The organism is Burkholderia sp. AU33423 (genome assembly GCF_002223135.1).
Classification (GTDB): Bacteria; Pseudomonadota; Gammaproteobacteria; order Burkholderiales; family Burkholderiaceae; genus Burkholderia; species Burkholderia lata_D.
On sequence record NZ_NKFH01000005.1, the window covers coordinates 894,343 to 911,404 of the forward strand.

Here is a 17,062-nt window from a genome sequence, read left to right on the forward strand (position 1 = left end):
CCTGATCATGCAGACATTCGCCAACCAGCCGCACGTCGCGTCCTACTACGCGGCGACCGCCAACGATACGACCCGCCACGCGCCGCTCGCCGGCACGATCGATGCCGACGTGTGCGTGATCGGCGCGGGCCTCACGGGCTTGTCCACCGCGCTCAACCTCGCCGAGCGCGGCCATTCGGTGACCGTGCTCGAAGCGTCGCGGGTCGGATGGGCGGCGAGCGGCCGCAACGGCGGCCAGCTGATCGGCGGGTTCGCGTGCGACATCGACACGTTCGGGCAGTTCATGCCGGAAGGCGACGTGAAGCGCATCTGGGACATGGGGCTCGAAACGTTGTCGCTCGTGAAGTCGCGCATCGCACAGCACGACATCGACTGCGCGCTGGTGCCCGGCTATCTCACGGCCGCGAACACCGAGCGCGATGCCGACGGGCTGAAGCGCTGGCGCGACGAAGCCGCGAAGCGCTTCGGCTACGACCGCTTCCACTTCGTCGAAGCCGACGAACTCGGTGACTACGTGCAGTCCGAGCGCTATTGCGGCGGCCTGTACGACCCGGACAGCGGCCACCTCCATCCGCTCAACTACACGCTCGGCCTCGCGCGCGCGGCGACCGAGGCGGGCGTGCGCATCCACGAGGACAGTTGCGTGACGCGCGTGCGCGACGTCGCGGGCGGACATGTGGTCGAGACGAGCGGCGGCAACGTGCGCGCGCGTTTCGTCGTGCTCGCGTGCAACACCTTCGTCGGGACGCTCGCGCCCGCGCTGTCGAAGAAGATCATGCCGGTCGGCACCTACGTGATCGCGACCGAGCCGCTTGGCGACGCGCGCGCCGCCGCGCTGATGCCCGCACGCGCGGCGATCTGCGACAGCCGTTTCGTGCTCGACTATTTCCGGCCGGCGCCCGACACGCGGCTCGTGTGGGGCGGCAAGGTCAGCTATTCGACGCGGGAGCCGCGCGATCTCGCGGCGGCGATGCGCGCGGACATGCTGAAGACGTTCCCGCAGTTGGCGGACGTGAAGGTCGATTACGCGTGGGGCGGCTTCGTCGACATCACGATGAACCGTGCGCCGCACTTCGGCCGCATCGCGCCGACGATGTATTTCGCGCAGGGGTTCTCGGGGCACGGCGTGAACACGACCGCGCTCGCGGGCAAGCTGATCGCCGAGGCGATCAACGGACAGGCGAGCCGCTTCGACCTGTTCGACAAGATCCGCCATCGCGACTTCCCCGGCGGCGAGGCATTGCGCACGCCGGCGCTGGTGCTCGCGATGAGCTGGTACCGGCTGCTCGACGCGTTCGGCGTGCATTGAGCGGCGGCCACCTCAACGAGACACGGCCGCGCCGACACGCAGCCGTTCGTTTGCCGCCGTGCGCTGACGCGCCCCGCTAGTCAGCCACCTTCTGCCGCATCGTCACGAACTCCTCGGCCGCGGTCGGGTGAATGCCGATCGTGTCGTCGAACTGCGCCTTCGTCGCGCCCGCGCGAATCGCGATCGCGATGCCCTGGATGATCTCGCCCGCATCGCGGCCGACCATGTGCGCGCCGACCACGCGCTGGCTGTCGCGCGCGACGACCAGCTTCATCAGCGTGCGCTCGTCGCGGCCCGACAGCGTATGACGCAGCGCCTTGAACGACGTGCGGTAGATATCGACGTCGCCGTCGTACAGGTCGCGCGCGGTCGCCTCCGTGAGCCCGACCGTCGCGACCTCGGGCTGGCTGAACACCGCCGACGGCACCCATTCGTGATCGGCCGCGACGCGCGACCCGCCGAACAGCGTGCGGGCGAGCAGCCCGCCGTCGCGCGTCGCGACCGGCGTGAGCTGCGGCCGCGACGTGACGTCGCCGATCGCGTGGATCGACGGCACCGACGTCGCCGAATACGCATCGACGGCGATCGCGCCACGCGCGTCGAGCATCACGCCCGCCTGCTCGAGCCCGAGGCCGTCGACGTTCGGCACGCGGCCGGTCGCATAAAGCACCTGGTCGTACGGCCCGTGCCGCGCAGCGCCGACGCGCACGCTCAGCGTGCCGTCGTCCGCGCGCTCGATCGACTCGACGACCGCGCGTCCATGGATCGTGACGCCCTGTTTCGTCATCTCGTCGGTCAGGAACTGGCGCACGTCGTCGTCGAAGCCGCGCAGGATCTTCTCGCCGCGATAGAACAGGTCGACGTGGCTGCCGAAGCCGTTGAAGATGCCCGCGAACTCGACCGCGATATAGCCGCCGCCGACCACCGCGATGCGTTGGGGCAACGCGGCAAGCGACAGCGCCTCGCGCGACGTGATCGCATGCTCGATGCCGGGCCGCGCCGGCATCGACGGACGCGAGCCGGTCGCGATCGCGATGTGGCGCGCGCGGATCGTGCGTTCGCCGATCGCGACCGTATGCGCATCGACGAGCGTCGCGCGCCCCGCGTGCATCTCGACGCCCGATTGCCGCAGCAGGTTGATGTAGATGTCGCTGAGCCGGTTGATCTCGCGATCCTTCGCGGCGATCAGCGCGGGCCAGTCGAGCGTGCCGGCGCCGAAGGTCCAGCCGAAGCCCTTCGCGTCCTCGACTTCATGCGGGTAGTGCGATGCGTAGACGAGCAGCTTCTTCGGAATGCAGCCGCGCAGCACGCAGGTGCCGCCGATCTGCTCTTGTTCCGCTATGCCGACACGCGCGCCGTATGACGCGGACATGCGTGCGAGCCGCACGCCGCCCGAGCCGGCGCCGATGACGAACAGGTCGTAGTCGAAATCCATCGCATTCCCTCATCGCAGTTCGGATGAAGGCACGATAGCAAGATTCCGGCATTCTTGCGGCGCACGGTGCAGCCCGGCGCGCGCCCAATAAAAAACGGCGAGAGACGTTGCCTCTCGCCGGTCAAACCAGCCGCCGGGTGTGTCATGCGTCACCGATCGACCGCATGCCCGACCTGCCGGCTGCGCGGCACCGGTCCGCCCGGGCGCGCGAAGGGCGCGCCCACGGCCGGACCAGCCGCCATGCTCATGCCTGCGACGTGTCGCTGCCGTCCGTCGCCTGCGTGTCGTCTGCAGCCTGTTCGGGCTGGTCTTCCTTTTTCTTCTCGAGCATGCCTTCGATCGCTTCCGCACCCTTGAAGCCGGCGACAGCGGCGGCCGCCTTGGTCAGCAGGCCCGCATCCGGATCCAGCTTTTCCGCGCCTTCGACAGCGGCGACCGCGCCAGCGATTTCACCCACGGTGTTCAGGATACCCATCGTCATCCCCTTTCAAGAAAATCGTGAGCGCATCGTCCCACGAAAAAAAACCGGCGGACCACGATTGTCATCACCGGATACACAAGTTACGCACCAGGCCGGCCGCACTCGCCGAGCGCAACCGGAACGACGCACGCGCGCGCCAGGCGGCACGCAACGGGCGATGCACGCAGCGTAGCGGAAAGCCGTCGCGCGCACTGTAAAAGTATGTTCTGGATTGCCGACGAAACCCTTACGGCGCGGGGGTCTCGTGATGAAGCATTCGCCGAATAGTCGTGCGCGCGCATGAAGGTCGCGTGACGAAAAAAAAGAGGCGCCTCGCGGCGCCCCTTCGATGCAGGTCGGACGAAGCCGGCCCATGCGTTCCGACGTTCGTCAGAAGATATTGCGCAGGCCGATCGCGATGCCGGTCTGGTTGCTGCGACCCGGCAGCTCGACGTTCGCCGCGCCGTTCGTCTTGTTGAAGTCGACGGTGCCGTAGACTTCCGTGCGCTTGCTGAGCGCGTACTCGGCGATGCCGACGATCGCGTAGCGGTTGCCGCTCGCGAGCGTGCCGTTGGTGGTCATCGCATTGCGCATGTGGTCGTAGTAGAACGCGCCCGTCAGCGTCAGCGGCGCGCTGACCTGCCAGCTCACGCCCGCGAACGGACCGTCGTCGATCCGGCCGGTGCCCTTCGCGACCGGAATCGTCTGCTGGGCGAGCAGGCTGTCGACGAAGCCCGTGTCGTCCTTCGAGCGCAGGTAGCCCGCGTAGATCTTCGCCTTGCTGAACGCATACACGACGTTCGCGTGGTAGATCGTCTGCTTGCGCGCCGAGTTGTCGCTGTTCTGCTGCGCGCCGGCCGCGATGCTGAGCGGACCCATCACGTACGACAGCGACACGCCCCACGCATTGCCCTTGCCGAGCGAACCCGGGATCTGGCCCGAGAAGCCGCCCGCGCCGGTCGATTCGTAGTTGGTGCCGGTCGAGTACATCGCCTTCGCGGTCAGGCCTTCGAACTTGCCCGTGTACTTGATCTGGTTGTCCGCATACAGGCCGCCGCCGAGTGCGACCGGCAGCCACGCGTTTTCGAGGTAGTTACCGACCGTCAGCGGATCGTAGGTATCCGACAGCAGGTCGAACAGCGGGGTCTTCTGACGGCCGAGGGTCACCGTGCCGTACGGGCTCTGCAGGCCGACGTACGCTGCGCGGTTGAACAGGCGGCCGCTGTCGGCGAAGGCGCCGTTCTGCAGGTTCACGCCGCTCTCGAGGTTGAACACGGCCTTCAGGCCGCCGCCGAGGTCTTCCGTGCCGTAGATGCCGAAGCGGCTGTTCGTGATCGCGCCGTTGGTCATCGACAGCAGGCCGTCGTTCTTGGCGTTGGCGTTGGTCAGGTAACGGATGCTGGCGTCGGCGACGCCCCAGAGCGTGACCGAGCTTTGTGCGGCCGCGTACTGGCTGGCAAATGCGAGCGCGGCGCCCCCTGCGATGGCTGCGAGTCGGGTGGTCTGCTTCATGAGCTTTCCTTTTTGTAGGTGTCTCCATTCATGGCCGGCCGCGTGCGCAGCCGGGTGGCGATCGCTCACGTTCTTGGCGCGCGCGATGTGGGCTGAATCATATGACGACTGCAATCGCTGAAAGAAATTGAAATGCGCGGCAATCGCGCGATTGTCGTCCGGGAACAACGGTTCGCGCGGCGGGCCCGCCCGCGCGGCGCGGCAAGGTTCGGCGATGGTGCGACGCGGTCACGCCGATCGTGGCGAAATGGTCGGCGCGATCGGTGCAGCGGGTTACGGGTTACGGGTTACGGGTTGCGGGTTGCGGGTTGCGGGTTGCGGGTTGCGGGTTGCGGGTTGCGGGTTGCGGGTTGCGGGTTGCGGGTTGCGGGTTGCGGGTTGCGGGTTGCGGGTTGCGGGTTGCGGGTTGCGGGTTGCCGTCAGGCCGTTTGCGTCGCCCCGTCGCTGCCGTCGCCCGCATCGTCGTTACTGCCCTCGCCGCCCGCACCGCCGTTCCCCGCGCGGCGCCACGCACGCCGCACGATTTCCGCGAACGCGGCGACGAGCAGCAGCACGGCGCCCCACAGCGCGACCTCCGGCACGAGCCGCGTGACGAGGCCGCCGACCACCGCCCCGGCCAGGAAGCAGAAGCTGATCGTCGCGAGCAGCGCCGAGTCGTGCAGCGCACCCGCGTCGTAGCGCGGGATCAGCCCGACGAACAGCTTCTGCGCGGCGCGCCGCAGGTTGCCGGTGGTCATCACCGACGTGTACGACAGCGCCTCGAGATGGGTGAACGACAGCGTCTGCAGCGTCGCGACGAACGAGATGCCCGGAATCAGCCACGCACTCGACACGCCGACGAGGCCGCTCGCGGCGACGCCGAGAAAGGCGATCTCGACGAGCAGGCTCGCGAACGCCGTGTGCTTCATCCAGCCGCGCTGCGCGGCAAGCCCGAGCAGGTGCGCGACGAACACCGCGATCGTGAAGCCGACGAGCGGCGGCACGTGATGCAGCGCGGCGGCCCACTCGCCGGCCGACAGGTTGATGCCGAGCAGCGCGACGTTGCCGGTCATCGTGTTCGCGAACACGTGGCCGTGGCCGACATACGTGTACGCGTCGAGGTAGCCGCCGGACAGCGTCAGCAATGCGGCGACAGTGAGATTGCGGCTGGCGCCGTCGAGATCCATCGAGCCTCCCGTGAAGATTCGCGCCAGTATGGCGCACGGGCGGTCAAAGTGCGCCGCTCACTGCCCGATGCCCGTCAGGCCGATCAGCGCGCCGCCCGCGAGCAGCCACAGCGGATGGATGCGCGTGCGCCACGCGAGCACCGCGCACGCGGCCGTGATGCCCCACTGGATCGCGGTGCGGTTCGACGCCTCGGAGATCAGCACCGCGCTCGCCGCGACGAGCCCGGCGGTGACCGGCATCATCCCCTGCTGCACGTAGCGGCGCCACGGCCGGTCGCGAAAGCGCTCCCACGCATGCAACGCGAGCACGGTGACGATCGACGACGGCCCGAACTTCGCGAGCGACGCGACCAGCAGCCCGCTCCAGCCGGCCACGTGCCAGCCGACCAGCGACACGATCATCATGTTCGGCCCGGGCGCGGCCTGGGCCAGCGCGAACAGCGCGGTGAACTCGTGCGCGCTCATCCAGTGATGGACGTCGACGACCTGCCGCTGCATCTCCGGCAGGATCGTGTTGCCGCCGCCGAACGCGAGCAGCGACAACTGGCTGAAGATCGTCGCGATGGCGATCAGCGTGTCGTTCATGGCCGGTCTCCTCGCTGCGTGTCGCGCGCCGCGGCCGGCGCCGGCTGCGGCGTGCCCGCGTCGCGGCGCCGCGACGCGAGCCAGATGCTGACCGGCGTCAGCACGAGCATCGCGGTCAGCAGCGGAATGCGCAGCACCGCGATCGCGACGAACGCGAGCACCGCGATGCCGGCCGCCACACGCGCATGCCTCAGCGGCTTCAAGACCTTCACGGCCATCGCGACGAGCAGCCCGGCTGCCGCCGCGGCGAGCCCCGCGAACAGGTGCTGCACGCGCGGATCGTTCTGCGTCTTCGCGTACAGCACGCCGAGCGCGACGACGACGAGCGTCGGGCCCGCGATCAGCCCGAGAATGCCGGCGAACGCGCCGGCGACGCCGCGAAAGCGCATGCCGACGGCCACCGACAGGTTGATCACGTTGCCGCCCGGCAGGAACTGGCACAGCCCGAGCAGATCGGTGAATTCGTCGGCGGAGAGCCACTTGCGCTCTTCGACGATGGTGCGCCGCGCGAACGGCAGCGCGCCGCCGAACGACATGAGGCCAAGCGACAGGAAACCGGTGAACAGCTCGGCGAGGCCGACGCTGCGGGGTGACGCGGCCGGCGGCGGGGCGGCCGGCGGAGAAGCGGATTGCATGGGGTTCCTTATCAAACGGTGACCCGAGGTTACCGCCGTTCGGAATACCGGCAAAACGATTTTATCGGCGCGCCCTTGTGATCTAGAATCACAAGCATGGCACGCGATCTCCCGCCCTTTTCCGCGCTTCGGGCCTTTGAAGCCGCGGCACGACATGAAAGCTTCAGCGCCGCCGGCGACGAGCTGCATGTGACTCACGGTGCCATCAGCCGGCAGATCGCCGGGTTCGAGGCCTGGCTCGGCAAGCCGGTGTTCCACCGCTACGGCAAGCGCGTGAAGCTCACCGACGAAGGCCGCCGCTACCTGGACACCGTGCGCGCGGCGTTCGACAGCATCGCGCTCGCGACCGAGCAGCTGCGCAACACGGGCGCGGCACGCGTGCTGCGCATCAATGCGCTGCCGACCTTCGCGATGAAATGGCTGCTGCCGCGCCTGTCGCGGTTCCAGCGCGACGTGCCGAACGTCGAGCTGAAGCTGTCGACGTCGAACGCGCCGCTCGACACGCTCGACGGTTTCGACGTCGCGATCCGCCGCGGCCCCGGCCACTGGCCGAACTGCACGAGCGGCCACTTCCTCGACGAAAGCGTGATTCCCGCCTGCAGCCCCGCGCTGCTCAAGCGCGTGCCGATCGCGCGCGCGGACGATCTCGCGCGCCATGTGCTGCTGCATTCGGATACGCGGCCGGAAGGCTGGCGCGACTGGTTCGCGGCGGCCGGCGTGGCGATGAAGGGGCGCAAGCGACAGTCGTTCGACCACTTCTACCTGGCACTGCAGGCGGCCGTCGACGGCCTGGGCGTCGCGCTCGGCCCGTTGCCGCTGATCGACGACGAACTCGCGAGCGGCCGGCTGGTGATGCCGCTGGAGGGGCCGCGCATCGCGACGCGCAGCTACTGGTGGATCGCGCCGCGCGCGCCGGCGGACGATCCGCTCGTCGCGCAGTTCTGCGCTTGGCTGCAGACGCAGTCGAACGTCGGCGCGTAGCGCCTCGACGTTCGACGCAAAAGACGACGCGGGCGGCAGGACGACGCGGGCGGCAGGACGCCGCCCGCCGGAAGCTCAGACCACCGGGCCCGGTTCCTTTTCCTTGCGCAGGATCGCGTACAGGATGATCGCGCCGAACGTCGCGGTGCCGATCCCGCCGAGCCCGAAGCCGCCGATCTTCAGCGAGAAGTCGCCGGCGCCGAGCACCAGCGTGACGGCCGCGACGATCAGGTTGCGGTTGTCGGAGAAGTCGACCTTGTTGACGACCCAGATCCGCGCGCCCGTCACCGCGATCAGCCCGAACACGACGATCGACACGCCGCCGAGCACCGGGCCCGGAATCGTCTGGATCACCGCGCCGAACTTCGGCGAGAAGCCGAGCACGATCGCGATCACCGCGGCGACCGCGAACACGAGCGTCGAGTAGATCCGCGTGACGGCCATCACGCCGATGTTCTCCGCGTAGGTCGTCACGCCCGTGCCGCCGACGCTGCCCGACACGATCGTCGCGAGCCCGTCGCCGATGAACGCGCGGCCCACGTAGCGATCGAGGCTGGTACCGGTCATCGCGCTGACGGCCTTGATGTGGCCGAGGTTTTCCGCGACCAGGATCACCGCGATCGGTGCGAGCATCAGCATCGCGTGCGGATCGAACACCGGCGCGCGGAAGCTCGGCACCCCGAACCAGGCCGCCTGCCCGACGATCGAGAAATCGATCGGCTTGCCGAGCCCCATTCCGTTGGTCGCGACCGCGTAGATCGCGTAGGCAATCACCAGCCCGACCAGGATCAGCAGGCGCTGCACCATGCCGCGCGAGAACACCGCGACGCCGCCGACGCACAGCACCGTGACCAGCGCCATCACCGATTCGAAGGTCGACCCGGACACGCCCTTGACCGCGATCGGCGCGAGGTTCAGCCCGATCACCGCGACCACCGCGCCGGTCACGACGGGCGGCATCAGCGTCTCGATCCAGCGCGTGCCGATCGCCTGCACCAGCAGGCCGAGCGCGACGTACACCACGCCGCACGCGACGATCCCGCCGAGCGCGACCGGGATGTTCGGGTTCGGGCCGCTGCCGCCGTAGCCGGTCACCGCGATCACCAGGCCGATGAACGCGAAGCTCGAGCCGAGGTAGCTCGGCACGCGGCCGCCGACCAGCACGAAGAACAGCAGCGTGCCGATGCCCGACATGAAGATGCACAGGTTCGGGTCGAAGCCCATCAGCAGCGGCGCGAGCACGGTCGAGCCGAACATCGCGACGACGTGCTGCACGCCCATCGCGACCATCTGCGGCCACGCGAGGCGCTCGTCGGGGCCGACCACGCGCGAGGCCGCGCCGGTCGATTGCACCCGCCAGCGCGGGAAGTAGGAATCGGACATGGGGGAAAAGGGCTCCTGTCAGTCGCCGGCTGCGGAGGATGCGCCGGTCTGGAATCTGGCGCGAGTTTACGGAGCGGAAATGGGGCTGGCAAGCAGGCTGAGAAGGGGGCTGAAAAGCGGGCCGCCGAGCGGGGCCAGCGTGCACGATGCGCGGCTTGCCGCATGTGCGAAACGGGGCACGATGGTGCGCCCCGGTGAAGCGCCCGCCCGCGCGGGGACAGGCGCGGGCGGCGTCCGACGCCGGCCGCGACGCAAGCGGGCGCTCACATCGCGGCCGGCGCGGCTGACATCAGGGGTTGATGTACTGGAACAGCGACAGGTTCTGCAACTGCGCGTACGCCTTCTGCGAGCCCGTCAGCGCGTTCTGCATCTGCAGGAACTGGCTGATCGTCGTCACCATGTTGGTGCTCGTCAGGTCGGACAGGTTGCTGGTGACCTGCAGCGACGCGGTCTGGTTGACGGCCTGCATCGCCTTGACTTCCTGCTCGCGGCCACCGACCGATGCCTGAATCGTCGTGACGTTGCGCATCGTGTTGCCAAGCTTGGTCGAGCCGGTCATCAGCGCGTTCTTCAGCGCCGCGCCCGCCACAGCGTTGCCCGTCACGGGCGTCTTCAGCGCCGCGATCATCGCGTCGAGCGTCGAGAACACGTCCGAGCCGCCGCTCGCCTGCGGCGCCGGCTCAACAGCAAACTTGTCGCCGGCGGCCGGCGTGCCCGACACCGCCACCGTCATTCCGCTGCCGAGCGAGATCGCCGCGCCCGACGAATAGGCCTGCGCCGGCGTGGTGGTTGACGGGCTGACCGAGTTGTCGGTCACGGTGTAGGTCGGCGCGGCGGCCGTGCCGCCAAAGGTGATCAAGAACTGATGGCCGTTCGTCGCGATCGACGGGTTCGTCACCGTGACCGCGCCGATCGTGCCGGTGCCCGTGTTGCCCGCGCCGGCCGACGGCACCGGCGAGCTGCCGATCGCCGGCACCGACATGAAGACGGCCGCGCCCGTGTCACCCTGCGACACGGTGCTCGAATCGGCGATCTGCACCTGCCGCGTGCCGGTGTCGCCGACATAGGCGACGCTGCCGCTCGCCGTCGTCGAAAACGGCGCCGCCGAATTCTTCGTGCCGGCGAACAGGTAGTTGCCCGCGCCGTCGTTGGTGTTCGCGAGCGTCATCAACTGGTCGCGGTAACCCTGCAGCTGCGTGGCGAGCGCCGAGCGGTCGCTGTCGGACATCGAACCGTCGCCGGCGCGCACGAGCAGCGACTGCGTGTTCGTCAGCACGGTGCTCACGTTCTGCAGCGTCTGGTCCTCGGCCTGCAGTGACGCGAGCGCCGCGTTCTGGTTGGTCGCGTACTGCGACAGCGTCGCCGACGTCATCGACAGCTGCACGGCCTGCGCCGCGCCGGCCGGATTGTCCGCCGCCGTCTGCAGGCTCACACCGCTCGAGATCTGCTGATACAGCTGCGCAAGCTGGGTCTGCTGATCGTTCATTTGTGAAACGTTCAGCTGGAAGAACTGGGCGCTGGAAATCCGCATCGCTTCTATCCTTCGAATCCGGTCAATTGAACAGGCCGAGCACGGTCTGGAACAGCGTCGCCGCCGTCTGGATCACCTTCGCGTTCGCCTGGTAGAACTGCTGGTACTGCATCAGGTTGGCCGCTTCCTCGTTCGTGTTCACGCCCGACACCGACTGCTGCGCCTGGGTGATCTGGCCGACCAGCCCTGTCTGCGCGGCGCTCGACGATTTCAGCTGGGTCGTCGTGTTGCCGATGCCGTTCACGTAGCTCGCATACGCGCCCGTGAGCGTCATCGTGCCGTTGCCGAACGCCTTCGCGTTGACCAGCTTCGACAGCGCGAGCGCGTTGGAGCCATCGCTGGTGCCGCCCGCATACGGCCCGATCGTGAACGAGTCGCCGGTCGCCGGTGCGCCGGACAGCGTGACGCTCACGCCGTTGAGCGCGCCCGCGGCCGTTCCCGACATCGTCATCGTCGCACCGGCCGCCGGATCGTACGGGACAGTGTCCGTCGGGGTTTTGATCGTGACCGACGTCGGCGGCGTGGTGCCGATCGTCACCGTGGTGCCGACCGGGAAACCCGTCAGCGTCTTCGCCGTCGCGTCGTAGGTCAGCTTGGTCGTCGGCACTTGGTAGCCCGCGGTGACGCCGCCCAGCGTGATCTTGCCCGTGCCGGTGTTGGTGCTCGCCGCCGACGTGACGGCCGGCGATGCTGCCGCGATCGCCAACGCGCTCGACGTGGCGAGCCCGAAGCCGTTCAGCGCGCCGCGCGTCGGCAGCACGGTGAACTTGTCACCCGGCTGCATCTGCGTGCTGGTCGCGGTCGAGAAATTCAGCCCGCCGAGCGAAACCGGCATCGGCCCCGCCTTCTGGTCGACCACCGCGCCGCTCGCGCGGTCGGTCAGCGTGTAGTTCGCGCCGTCGAACGACAGCGTGTAGTCGCTCGTCGTCGGCTGCGACGCGTTCGCGAACGACACGGACAGCGACGCGTTGCCGGTATTGCCCTGGTTCGCGTACACGGTCGGCGACGGCGTCGAGAACAGGTTGCCGCCCTTGTTGCCCGACAGGTCGATGCCAAGCGCGTTCTGCGCGTTGACCTGCGCGGCGAAGCTGGTCGCGATCGCGCCGAGCTGGGCCTGTGCGGGGTCGAGCGTCTGGCTGCGGAACGCGAGCAGGCCGCCGAGCGTGCCGCCCGACAGCGACGAATCGGGCAACGCCTGGTTCGGCCCCTGCGGCTTCGCGCCGGCGATCCCCTGCGACACGACGGTCAGTTCGCTCGGATCCGACGGCGACGTGACGGCCGCAAGCTGGTAGCTCTTGTCGGCGACGACGAGCGGTTGGCCACCCGACATGAACACGCTGTAACCGCTGTCGTTGCGCACGACCTGGATACCGGCCAGGCCCGACAGGTTCGACACCGCGAGGTCGCGCTGGTCCAGCAGCTGGTTCGGCGGCTGCCCCTGGCTGCTCGCCGCCGCGATCTGCTGGTTCAGCTGCGCGATCTGCGTGGTGTACGTGTTGATCTGCGACACGGTGCTGGTGAGCTGCGTGTTCACGCTCTGGCGCAGCGCGTCGTACTGCTGGCCGGCCGCGTTGAGCTGGTTGGCCAGCGTCTGCGCGTTGCTGATCGCGGTCTGCCGCACCGACGGGTCGGACGCGTTGTTCGCGACGTTCTGCAGCCCGGTGAAGTAGCTCGTGATCCCGGTCGAGATCCCCGCCGTCGGGCTGCCGATGTAGTTGTTCAGCTGCGCGACGAGCGTGTACCACGTCGACAGCGCGCCGCCCTGCGTCTGCGCGGTGTTCAGCTGGTCGCTCAGGTACTGGCTGTACTGCCGCTGCACGGTGACGGTGTTCACGCCTTGCGGCATGTAACCGCTGCCCGAGTATTGGCTGCTCGCTTCCGCATACACGGGCCGCTGGACCGAATAGCCGGGCGTCGCCGCGTTGCTGATGTTGTTGCTGGTCGTCGTGAGGCCCCAGAGCGCGGCATTCAGGCCGCTGACGCCGAGGTTCATGAGTGTGTTGGACATGCGCGATCCTGATGAGCCGGCCGCGCGTCGCGGCCGCCGGGTTGCGTGACTCCCGGTATAACGGCCGCCGATCGAAAAAATTGAGGGAAAAAATGCACGCGCGACGCGCACGTGCGCGTCGCCGGTTCAGGCGTGCGGCCGAGGGTGCCGCAAACGTCGTGCGGGCCGCCCCGGGCGGGCCGGCCGCCGCTTGCGCGTCAGGCCCGCGCGAGCGAGCGGCGCTTCATCTCGAGCTGCGTGATCAGCCGCTGCAGCGTGTTCTCGGCGCTGCCCGGCAGCGACATGTAGCGGAAGCCGAGCTGGTAGCGCCGCGACCCGTTCGGCATCTGCGTCGAACGCTGCGACACGAGCTGCAGGTCGAGCGACAGCTTGCCGTGGCCGGTCAGCGTGAGCTCGACGTCGGGCAGCAGCGTGCCGACCTCGAGCGCCTCGACGCGTTCGTCGGCCGTGCGCAGCCCCACGCCGCCGAGCGACAGGTTATGCACCTCGAACACGAAGCTTTCGCCGTCCGGCAGCTTGCCGCGGCACAGGAACGGATCGACGATCGGCGCATCGACGCGGAAATATTCGCGGCGCTGGATGCACATCAGCACGTCGGGGAAATCGGCGACGAACGCGGGCAGCCCCTCGTAGCGCGTCTCGCGCGGCGTGCCCGTGGAGAATTCGACGCGCACGCCCTCCGGCGCGGCCGCGAACGTGCAGTGCGACGCGCCGAGGATGCCGGCGTTCTGCTCCGACAGCGCACCCCAGTCGAACGTAAACGTCCGCGCGCCGACATCCACCTCGAGCAGGCGCGTGACGAGCTGGCCGCCCGGGTACTGGACGGTCAGGAAATCGCCGCGATTGACGAGGTTGCGCAGCTGCACGCCGATTTCCAGTGGATTGCGGCGGGCATAGTCGGGCCCGGAGTGGCCTGCATCCAGGCTGGGGTCCGTCGACGTTTCGATATTCATGGCTAGCCGGTCATTCTTGTCATGGGCGCCCGGGCAACCGGTGCGCAATAAAACCGGGCCAGAACGGGGCCCGGTCGCAGGTCTCTCACACTTAGCGGCAGTGCTGACCGAAAGTTTAGATCGAATTGGGGATTTTTTTCGCGCAAACGTTGAAACCGCGCGCGGCGGGCGGCCGGGCGCGGTCCAGAGGGGTGCAACAGGCAGTCGCCGACGGGGCCGTCAGCCGATCTGCTGCATGATCGAGATCAGCTTTTTCGCGTAATTCGGGTCGGTCGCGTAGCCGGCCTTCTGCATCCCGTGCGCGAAGCCTTCGACGCTGCGGCTCGCGCTCAGCACGCCCGAGTAGCGCGGATTGTTCTTCAGCAGGTTCGCGTAATCGGTCATCGCGTGCTCGTACGAATCGTACGCGCGGAATTTCGCGACCACGCGGCGCGGCGTGCCGTTCACGTATTCCGTGGTCAGCGCCGACACCGTGCGGCCGGTCCAGCCCTTGGTCGCCTTGATGCCGAACACGTTGTAGCTCGTCGAGCCGTCGGTCGCGCGGATCTCGCGCTTGCCCCAGCCCGATTCGAGCGCGGCCTGGCCGACGATGAAGCGCGCCGGGATGCCGGTCGACGCGCTGGCCGCCTGCGCGGGGCCCGCGAGCCGGTCGACGAACGCGTCGGCGTCCTGCACGCCGCTCGCGCCCTTCAGCGGCGGCGTCAGCGCGCTGCCGGCCGAATAGCCGCGCGTGCCGGCGAGCCCGCCGTTGTTGGCCGCGTTCGCGTAGGCCTTCGCCATCGCGTTCATCGCGGCGAGACCGCCTTCGTTGCCGGACGCGCCGAAGCCGTCCGCGCCCAGCCCGGCCGCGCCGACGTCGGCCGCCGTTTCGCTGCCCGCGCCCTGCCCCGCATTGCGCAACAGCTGCTTCATCAGCGCGTCGGCCACGCCGATCCCGCGCGTCGACATCTGCTGCGCGAGCTGCTGGTCGAGCATCGACGTGTACATCTTCGACGTATGCGAATCGAACAGCCCGCCGTCGGGCGACGCGTCGCGCATGCTCTTGAGCATCATCTGCGTGAACATCGCGTCGAACTGGCCGGCGACCGCCTTCGCGCCGGCCCGCGGCGATTGCTTCGCCTGCTCGCGCAGGGCGTCGAAACCCTGCACGTCGAGCGCAAAGCGCTGCGTGAGGTCGTTCGCGTTCGGGAGACTGGCTGCCATTTAGATGATCTCCAGGTCGGCGCGCAGCGCGCCGGCCGCCTTCATCGCCTGCAGGATCGACATCAGGTCCGCGGGCGTCGCGCCGAGCGTGTTCAGCGCCTTCACGACGTCGGCGAGATTCGCGCCGGCCGTCACCATTTTCAGCGCGCCGTTGTCCTGCTTCAGCTGGATCTGCGACTGCTGCGCGACCACCGTCTGCCCGTTCGAGAACGGCCCCGGCTGCGACACCACCGGCTGCGTGTTGACGACGACCGACAGGTTGCCGTGCGCGACCGCGCAGCTCTGCAGCGTGACCATCTGGTTCATCACGATCGAGCCGGTACGCGCGTTCAGGATCACCTTCGCCGCCGCCTTGTCCGGGCTGACGTCGAGGTTCTGCAGCCGCGCCATGAACGCGACCTGCTGCGCCGAATCGGCCGGCGCGGCGAGCTGGATCGTGCGCCCGTCGAGCGCCGTCGCGGTGCCCGGGCCGAAGCTCGAGTTGACCGCGGACACGATCCGCTGCGCGGTGCCGTAGTCCATGTCGTTCAGTTGCAGCTGCAGCACGCCGTTCATCTGCGCGATCGCGTTCGGCACCGAACGCTCGACGATCGCGCCGCCGACGATCCGGCCGGCCGCGAGCTGGTTCACCTGCACGCGGCTGCCGTTCGCGCTGGCGCCGGCACCGCCGACCGCCATGTTGCCCTGCGCGAGCGCATAGACCTGGCCGTCCGCGCCTTTCAGCGGCGTCAGCAGCAGCGTGCCGCCGCGCAGGCTCTTCGCGTTGCCGAGCGACGACACGGTGACGTCGAGCGCCTCGCCCGGCCGCGCGAACGGCGGCAGCGTGGCGGTCACCATCACGGCCGCGACGTTCTTCAGCTGCATGTTGCTCAGCTGCGACGCGCCGCCGTTGGCCGACCCGTTGTTGATCGAGATGCCGAGGTTCGCGAGCATGTTCGCGAGCGTCTGCGTCGTGAACGGCGTCTGCATCGTCTGGTCGCCCGTGCCGTCGAGGCCGACGACGAGGCCATAGCCGATCAGCGGGTTGTCGCGCACGCCCTGGATCTGCGCGAGATCCTTCAGGCGTTCCGCGTGCGCGGGCGCCGCGCCGAATACGCACGCCACGGCCACGGCCGCGAACGCGACGGCGAGCCGCGCGGCGGCATGCGCGCGGGCCGGGAAGCGGGCGAGAAGCGTCTTCTGCATCGTCATCACCACGGCGCGATGTTGAGGAAGAAGCGCTGCAGCCAGCCCATCGTCTCGGCTTCGTTGATGTAGCCCTTCGACGAGTATTCGATCTTCGCGTCGGCGACCTGCGTCGAGTAGACGGAGTTCGCGCCCGAGATCGTGTTCGGGTTCACGACCCCCGAGAAGCGCACGAATTCGTTGCCCTGGTTGATCAGCATCTGCTTCTCGCCGCTGACCACGAGGTTGCCGTTCGGCAGCACGTTGGTGACGGTCACCGTGATCGTGCCGTTGAACGTGTTCGCCGCGCTGGCGCCGCCGGTCGCCGCGAACTTGTTGTTGCCGGCGGCCGACAGGTTCGCCTTCGCGAACAGCCCGCCGAGGAAGCCGGCCGTCGGCACGTTGAAGTCGGTGGTGCCCTGCCGGTTCGTGTTCGCACCCGACGACTTGGTCGCGTTGATATTCTCCGCGATCATGATCGTCAGGATGTCGCCGACGTTGCGCGGACGCTGATCCTCGAAGAGCGGCCGCCCCGCGTAGCCGGGATTGTAGATCGAGCCGGGCGCCTGCATCGACATCGGCGTCGGCGGCTGCGCCGTCATCGGCTGCTGGATGATCGGATCGCGTGGAATCTGCGCGCAACCGGCGGCGAACGCCGCCACCGCGACCGCGCATGCGGCGCGGACGGTGGCTGACGGGAGGAGGCGAACCTGCTTCATGGCGACGACGGGTGTTCC

At 68.6% G+C, this 17,062-nt stretch carries 15 protein-coding genes; 2 read left to right on the plus strand and 13 right to left on the minus strand.

Annotation, left to right across the window (positions count from 1 at the left end):
* Positions 1-7: 7 nt before the first annotated feature.
* The gene (locus CFB50_RS16690) at positions 8-1,309 is read left to right on the plus strand and encodes an NAD(P)/FAD-dependent oxidoreductase (RefSeq protein ID WP_069249058.1); all 1,302 of its coding nucleotides are present in this window, start codon (positions 8-10) and stop codon (positions 1,307-1,309) included.
* A 76-nt stretch (positions 1,310-1,385) separates the two neighbouring features.
* On the opposite strand, the gene gor is transcribed toward CFB50_RS16690, so the two are convergent.
* The 6 genes from gor to CFB50_RS16725 all read right to left on the minus strand — a co-directional run bounded on the left by gor (position 1,386) and on the right by CFB50_RS16725 (position 7,102).
* Entirely contained in the window at positions 1,386-2,744 is a 1,359-nt protein-coding gene (gene gor, locus CFB50_RS16695) for a glutathione-disulfide reductase (RefSeq protein WP_089446579.1), read from the minus strand.
* A gap of 244 nt (positions 2,745-2,988) precedes the next feature.
* A complete protein-coding gene (locus CFB50_RS16700; RefSeq protein WP_069249385.1) occupies positions 2,989-3,219 on the minus strand; it encodes a hypothetical protein in 231 nt (76 codons plus the stop codon).
* 375 nt (positions 3,220-3,594) lie between these two features.
* Complete coding sequence (locus CFB50_RS16705; RefSeq protein WP_039369128.1) at positions 3,595-4,716, minus strand: porin; 1,122 nt, start codon at positions 4,714-4,716, stop codon at positions 3,595-3,597.
* Between the two features lie 419 nt (positions 4,717-5,135).
* Positions 5,136-5,882 carry a YoaK family protein gene (locus tag CFB50_RS16715; protein ID WP_089446581.1) on the minus strand — a complete coding sequence of 249 codons (747 nt, stop codon included), beginning with the start codon at positions 5,880-5,882 and terminating at the stop codon, positions 5,136-5,138.
* Positions 5,883-5,939: 57 nt separating this feature from the next.
* The gene (locus tag CFB50_RS16720; protein ID WP_043184629.1) at positions 5,940-6,467 is read right to left on the minus strand and encodes a chromate transporter; all 528 of its coding nucleotides are present in this window, start codon (positions 6,465-6,467) and stop codon (positions 5,940-5,942) included.
* Complete coding sequence (locus CFB50_RS16725) at positions 6,464-7,102, minus strand: chromate transporter (protein WP_089446582.1); 639 nt, start codon at positions 7,100-7,102, stop codon at positions 6,464-6,466. The genes CFB50_RS16720 and CFB50_RS16725 overlap by 4 nt, the downstream gene beginning before the upstream one ends.
* A gap of 96 nt (positions 7,103-7,198) precedes the next feature.
* Here CFB50_RS16725 and CFB50_RS16730 point away from each other — a divergent pair, with 96 nt between their 5' ends.
* Complete coding sequence (locus tag CFB50_RS16730; RefSeq protein ID WP_089446583.1) at positions 7,199-8,083, plus strand: transcriptional regulator GcvA; 885 nt, start codon at positions 7,199-7,201, stop codon at positions 8,081-8,083.
* 75 nt (positions 8,084-8,158) lie between these two features.
* Here the strand turns inward: CFB50_RS16730 and CFB50_RS16735 are convergent, their stop codons facing one another.
* The 7 genes from CFB50_RS16735 to flgH form a co-directional block, all read right to left on the minus strand.
* Complete coding sequence (locus CFB50_RS16735) at positions 8,159-9,466, minus strand: solute carrier family 23 protein (RefSeq protein ID WP_046544247.1); 1,308 nt, start codon at positions 9,464-9,466, stop codon at positions 8,159-8,161.
* 289 nt (positions 9,467-9,755) lie between these two features.
* A complete protein-coding gene (gene flgL / locus CFB50_RS16740) occupies positions 9,756-10,997 on the minus strand; it encodes a flagellar hook-associated protein FlgL (RefSeq protein ID WP_089446584.1) in 1,242 nt (413 codons plus the stop codon).
* Between the two features lie 22 nt (positions 10,998-11,019).
* Positions 11,020-13,005, minus strand: a complete 1,986-nt coding sequence (flgK, locus tag CFB50_RS16745; RefSeq protein WP_089446585.1) for a flagellar hook-associated protein FlgK — start codon at positions 13,003-13,005, stop codon at positions 11,020-11,022.
* A gap of 197 nt (positions 13,006-13,202) precedes the next feature.
* Positions 13,203-13,958 (minus strand): flagellar brake protein, encoded by a 756-nt coding sequence (locus tag CFB50_RS16750; RefSeq protein WP_069249066.1) that lies wholly within the window; start codon positions 13,956-13,958, stop codon positions 13,203-13,205.
* 219 nt (positions 13,959-14,177) lie between these two features.
* A complete protein-coding gene (gene flgJ / locus CFB50_RS16755) occupies positions 14,178-15,161 on the minus strand; it encodes a flagellar assembly peptidoglycan hydrolase FlgJ (RefSeq protein WP_069249067.1) in 984 nt (327 codons plus the stop codon).
* Complete coding sequence (locus CFB50_RS16760; RefSeq protein WP_089446713.1) at positions 15,162-16,346, minus strand: flagellar basal body P-ring protein FlgI; 1,185 nt, start codon at positions 16,344-16,346, stop codon at positions 15,162-15,164.
* A gap of 5 nt (positions 16,347-16,351) precedes the next feature.
* Complete coding sequence (flgH, locus tag CFB50_RS16765) at positions 16,352-17,044, minus strand: flagellar basal body L-ring protein FlgH (RefSeq protein ID WP_089446586.1); 693 nt, start codon at positions 17,042-17,044, stop codon at positions 16,352-16,354.
* Positions 17,045-17,062: the final 18 nt, after the last annotated feature.